General features: G+C 33.8%; 5 protein-coding genes. 1 reads left to right on the forward strand and 4 read right to left on the reverse strand.

All coding sequences use genetic code 11. From position 1 onward, the window contains the following. On the forward strand, positions 1-250 hold a 250-nt coding region (locus FTV37_RS16255; RefSeq protein WP_180064276.1), incomplete at its 5' end, for a mobilization protein. Here FTV37_RS16255 and FTV37_RS16260 read toward each other — a convergent pair. The 4 genes from FTV37_RS16260 to FTV37_RS16275 all read right to left on the reverse strand — a co-directional run bounded on the left by FTV37_RS16260 (position 247) and on the right by FTV37_RS16275 (position 5,067). Beyond that, complete coding sequence (locus FTV37_RS16260; protein ID WP_005265043.1) at positions 247-543, reverse strand: hypothetical protein; 297 nt, start codon at positions 541-543, stop codon at positions 247-249. The two genes, FTV37_RS16255 and FTV37_RS16260, sit on opposite strands and share 4 nt — an antisense overlap. Then, positions 540-1,469 carry a replication initiation protein RepM gene (gene repM, locus FTV37_RS16265; protein ID WP_004871874.1) on the reverse strand — a complete coding sequence of 310 codons (930 nt, stop codon included), beginning with the start codon at positions 1,467-1,469 and terminating at the stop codon, positions 540-542. Before repM ends, FTV37_RS16260 begins: the two co-directional genes overlap by 4 nt. A 776-nt stretch (positions 1,470-2,245) precedes the next feature. Further along, positions 2,246-3,814, reverse strand: coding sequence for an ATP-binding cassette domain-containing protein (locus tag FTV37_RS16270; protein ID WP_159124549.1), 1,569 nt, complete (start codon positions 3,812-3,814; stop codon positions 2,246-2,248). 365 nt (positions 3,815-4,179) lie between these two features. Further along, positions 4,180-5,067 carry a hypothetical protein gene (locus FTV37_RS16275; RefSeq protein WP_179991789.1) on the reverse strand — a complete coding sequence of 296 codons (888 nt, stop codon included), beginning with the start codon at positions 5,065-5,067 and terminating at the stop codon, positions 4,180-4,182. Positions 5,068-5,458: the final 391 nt, after the last annotated feature.

A 5,458-nucleotide genomic window follows, 5' to 3' on the forward strand; every position in this document is an offset into this window, starting at 1 on the left:
TGAAGCCCAATTAGAAAAGTTGAAACAGTTAAAAGCTCAAAAACAGGCTATTGATGCAAGAGAAAAAACCAAGCAAAAGGAACAAGAAAGAAAGGACGATACAAGACGTAAAATTTTGCTCGGTTCTTACTTAATTAAAAAGATGCAATCTAATGAAGCCAATAAAGAAAAAATACTCGCTGAACTCAACGAATATTTAACAGAAAATAGAGATCGACAGCTTTTTGATTTGCCCGACATTGAAGCCTAATTTTTCTTAGCTGTTTGGTTATTCTGTTCGGCTTGATACTCGGGAATGAGCGTGTTTAAAACCTTTTGAATATTGTCTTTGTCCTCTATCTGCAAATGATCCCGATAGTAAATTAAGTCCTGTATTTTGCTTTCCATCTGCATTTTTTCGGTGGGTTTGGCATTTTTGGATAGTCGGGATAATAGGAAGATATAACCGCATATATTTTCCCTCGCAATTTCATAATTTACGATGTCGAGGTATTCAACGGTCACATGCTTTAGATCGGTTGATAGGTTATTTAATTTAATCATGGCTGAAATCCTGATTTTTCTAAAATTGGATAAAGCTCTCTGAATTTTTCAGGCTCTAAAAGCATATCAGCGATACGAATAGCAAATTGTTGGTAGCTTTCTGTACCTTGTGAATATTTCCCCATTTCAGGCATTTCTGACATTTTATTCGCAAATAAATGGCGTTGTGCATCGGTCATTTTTATAAAAAAATCAGGCGTGTTTGGATCTCTTTTTGCTTCAACTTTTGGCTGTTGTTTTTGCTTAAATTTGAAAGAAAAACCTGAAATGATCCGTCCTTTTTTATGCTGTTCATACGTTACAGTAATATCAGTATGCTCATTAATTTGTTTAATTGATGGTTCAAGCACACGCTTTTTAAAGTCACTCATGGCGGTGTATTCACTATCAACAAGACCTAATCTGTTTCTAAACTCACTAAGTTCTAGTTGTGGAACTTTTCCAACTTCACGCCAAGCAATCAGCAATTCATAAAGCCTAGTGGCGTATTTACTGGTTAGGTGAGCAACTTGTTTAGCTTCATATTTTGTAAAGTGTTCTTCCAATCGTGTGATTAAAGGCACTACATCAGGAGCAAAAGTAATTTCTAACAATGCTAGGTCATCTACATAAAATATACGGCTTACCCAGCGAGATCGAACAATGCCGACTTTGCCTGTTTTTTTATATTCGGCTGTATAACTAAATTGACGATTAAACAGATTATTTACAGCTTCTCTCAAAGCTTTATATGACGCATCGGCAGATACATTGAATAGCTTGGCGTAGTCACTAGCATGTATTTCCAGTTTACTATCCGCAGTGATTCCTTGTCCCGATTCTCTAGCATTAATGATAGCTAGCATGATCAAACGTTGTTCCGTTAGCTCTAGGTTGTAACTGGCATTTATTAGAGCATTATCTTTCACGACTAAACTATTTTTCATAAGAAGAACTTATTATTATCTAATTAAAGGACAATGTAATCTAATATCTTTTTAAGGTCAATATTTATAATGTCTTTTAATTAAGAGCAAATGTCCGTTTATACAAGAGCAAATGTCCGTTTATACAAGAGCAAATGTCCGTTTATACAAGAGCAAATGTCCGTTTATATAGTCTGTAACACTTACTACACAAGGGTTTCAACCTGTCTAAAAGCATTAAAAGCTTTAAAAATAATTAAAAGCCTTTCGAGAGGGGAGTGCTTAAAACTGCCCTATGTACTCGCTAAAGCTCGTACTCTATTGAAGCTCGTTCCTCGCTTCGTGGGGCAGTTTTTGGTTAATCCTGTTTGTGAAATCTAAAAGCAAAAGCATTGGTAATGTATTCGCTTCGCTCATACTTTTTGAAAAGCAAAAGCTCCAAAGTTCGCACCCATTCGGGATGCTCTGTACCTACCGTTTAAAATCGAAAGGGAGCTTGTAATCAGAGAAAAGGCGAGGGCGAAATTTTGATGATGCTCAATCGCTCGTAGACACTCGCTCGGTTCTTATTATCTAGGTTTTAATTATTTACTGGAGCTAATCAAAGTTGTGAAACATTGCTTAAATAATAGGCGTGGAACGTGAAAAATCATAAAAAAAGCCCACCAGAGGGTATGTGGGCTAAAATCATGTAACTACAGCATTGATTTCTAAAGATAATTATAACGCATTTCGTATAAGGTGTATTATGTTAATTTTAGTAGAACTAATAAATCTATATATTTGAAAATGTCATTTTACTCAATTAAATACTCTTCAGATATTTCACACTGTTCAACAAAAAAATGATCATGTGAAACTAAAATTACAGCGCCCTGATATTGGCTAATAGCCTGCGATAGAAGCTCTCTAGACTCAATATCTAAATGATTTTCTGGTTCATCAAGCAATAATAAATCAATACCATCAGGATAGTGACTCATTGCTAATAATGCGACTTTCAATTTTTCACCACCACTCAGTTCTGATAGTTTTAATAAAGCTTTTTCACGACGAATACGTAACTGACCTAACAAATTTCTCCACTCAACTTCAGTAAGATTGGAGTTATAAAGTGCAAGGTTTTCGATTACGGATAAATCATTATTTAATAAACTAAAGTTTTGATCTAAATACAAACATGTTCCACTAAAGAAAATATCATCACGTTGATGGGTAGAAATCAATTTCAATAAGGTTGATTTACCAATTCCATTAGCACCTTTAAGATGGATTTTTTCGCCAGCTTTCAATGCAAAATTAATTTTATTTGTTGCTGTATGGGGTAGCTTTAAATCATGAATTCTTAAAATCTCTCCTTGCTTCGTACTCTGTAAGTGGAATTCAAACTTCTGAGCTTTGATTTTTTCTACAATGGTCTGCCTATTAATCAGACTATTTTTCAAATCATCAGTTTGTCGAGTTTGTTGGGCACGTAGCTTACCTAAGCTTTGTCCAGCATTTTCCTTTTTGAAATCTAGAAAAATCTTTGCTTGAGAATTAGAATCACGAAGTTCATTGCCTTTAGATTGACGTTTATTCGCTTTCATTAAGCTATCATGTTGCCGTTGTTTTAACTGCTTTAATTCTTTTTTCTCATTATTAATAGACTGAGTTAATGCATCCATGTGTAGCTGATGCTGTTGAATGTAATGCTCATAATTACCTTTGTAGTGTTGTAAGCCTAATTCAGTTAAAGCATAAATATGTTGGACTTGATTGAGTAATTGGCGATCATGACTAATCAGGCATACACCACTAGGGTGTGCCAAAATACTCTCAATTAACCATTGTCTAGATGTTGAGTCTAAATGGTTGCTTGGTTCATCTAAAAGTAGATAGTGATCCTTTTTTAAAAACAAACGACATAAAGCCAGCTTTGTTTTTTGTCCTTCACTCAGTTTTTCTGTTGGAAAGTTCAAATCCGTAGGTAAGTCAGCATTTTCAAGTATATTTTGCCATTTTTGTGGTAAATCCCAGGTATTTTCAACTAACTCATAATCATCAAAACTAGCTGTATTGTTCTCTATACGCCGAAAAGCATGATGTAAATGATCTACCTCTAATGCTTGTGCAATATTTTCAGCATTAAGGCGTTCTAATTGTGCCAAATAATCATGTTGGATATTCCATGAAACTTGACCACTATAATGAATATCTAAAGCTTGGCTTTGATCTAATATTCTGAACAATAGGGATTTACCTAAACCATTACGTCCAATTAATGCAGAAACCTGTCCTGATAAAAGCGTAATGTTTAGCTGATCAAACATTTTCTGTGTAGAAAATTCTAAATTTAAGTTTGAAGCAATACATGCATGTTGCATAAAAAATTCCTCATGTAGAGGATATGCAAAATAGTGAAGATTAACTTATAAAAAACAATATATTATTTAGGATATAAAGTAGAGACCAAGAATATATAGCCACAAGTAGAATCTATTTTGCACATCAAAAGTTTAAAAATAATGATGAGAAAATGACTTACTTCATTGGCGTTACTCTTGGGAGGATGATTTGAATAAGGTTATTTTATAATGATAAGACAATCTGTCAAGCTTGTACTAAAGCTTCTAAAAGTTATTTAACATAATGGCGGTTATACGAAATAAAAAAACCTAGGCACTGCCTAGGTCTTAAATTTAAAAAAATACATAAAGATTAAGGCGCATGACACTTCAATCAAGCTATATTAATAATTACATACCATAGAAACAGCACCTTGATAGTTACCATTATTGCTCAAAGTCATACGGTAAATTGCACCAAGTACTAGGCTATTTGGTCCATTATCAGCTATGTTAAATGTACCGATCTGATTTGATTCACCTTGTTGTCCTACGATACCCAATAAGTTATAGCTGCTATAGTTATTGAATGAATCAACCCATCTCATTGATGAAGCAAAGGTAGTTTCATCACTGCCATTTTTTGCAGTAAATTTAACGTCGATATTGCCGTTAGGATTTAAGGTAATACTTCCATTATGAATGGATGGAGAAATAAATTTTTCAAATTGGCCACTATTGGTCACTTTTGCTTGAGTAGCATTAACATCAGTACAGTTAATTTGTTTGGTTTGGGCAGAAATACGCTTAGTAATGATTGGGGTAAATGCAAAATAAAAATAAGAAGCATTGCTATATTTGGAAATATCTGTTGATTTTATTTCCCCATCTTTTTCATAATTAAAAATTCCTTTGGTTACACGAGCAATCGTAAAGTTTTTATTTCCAGCAATTTCTTTCGCAACAATATCTCCTGTAATTTTGTAATCACCAAATTCGGTGATAATACCATCGGCATTTTGTTTTACAGAATCAAGTCTTGATGCACCAGAAGAATTAGGGTAGTCAAAAATAATATTGTAGGATTGTGATGGATTCAATTTTTCCAATACTGAACCAGTAGAAGTATCTGGTGTGGTGCCGCTGTTCCCTGTAGAGCTCGATGTACCATTCCCTGTAGAGCTCGATGCACCATTCCCTGTAGAGCTCGATGCACCATCACTGCCGCCGCCGCAGGCAGTTAAAGTAAGACCCAAAGAAATAACTAAAAAAGAGGTCTTAAATCGGTTCATGGTAATTCCTAGTTTAAAAGAATCAACTATAGTCTATTGTTAGAATACTGAAAATACGAACATCTTTTTATTTACAATAACTTAGGTGCATAAACCTACTTTTAAAGGCTTATTCAGCAAACAATGATTGATAGCTATTAACTTTATAGGCATATTTAATTCAAATATACCTCCCCTTTAACATAATGGCTGTTATACGCAATAAAAAAACCTGGGCACCAACCCAGGTCTAAAATTTAAAAAACAGATAAATATCAGTGCAATAAACTCATTTTTCTAATTTCGCATAACGTGTATTATGTTAATTTTAGGAAAGCTTAATAAATCCGTGTTTAAAAATTAAACTAGAAAGATTTTGTATTACTATCAATTTAGAATTCCTCTCTTATAA

Source organism: Acinetobacter sp. YH16042 (assembly GCF_013417245.1).
Classification (GTDB): Bacteria; Pseudomonadota; Gammaproteobacteria; order Pseudomonadales; family Moraxellaceae; genus Acinetobacter; species Acinetobacter amyesii.

Bases quoted from the DNA above. Each gene is read 5' to 3' on its own strand.
- FTV37_RS16260 (WP_005265043.1), bottom strand. From the start codon at position 543: ATGATTAAATTAAATAACCTATCAACCGATCTAAAGCATGTGACCGTT.
- repM (WP_004871874.1), bottom strand. From the start codon at position 1,469: ATGAAAAATAGTTTAGTCGTGAAAGATAATGCTCTAATAAATGCCAGT.
- FTV37_RS16270 (WP_159124549.1), bottom strand. From the start codon at position 3,814: ATGCAACATGCATGTATTGCTTCAAACTTAAATTTAGAATTTTCTACA.
- FTV37_RS16275 (WP_179991789.1), bottom strand. From the start codon at position 5,067: ATGAACCGATTTAAGACCTCTTTTTTAGTTATTTCTTTGGGTCTTACT.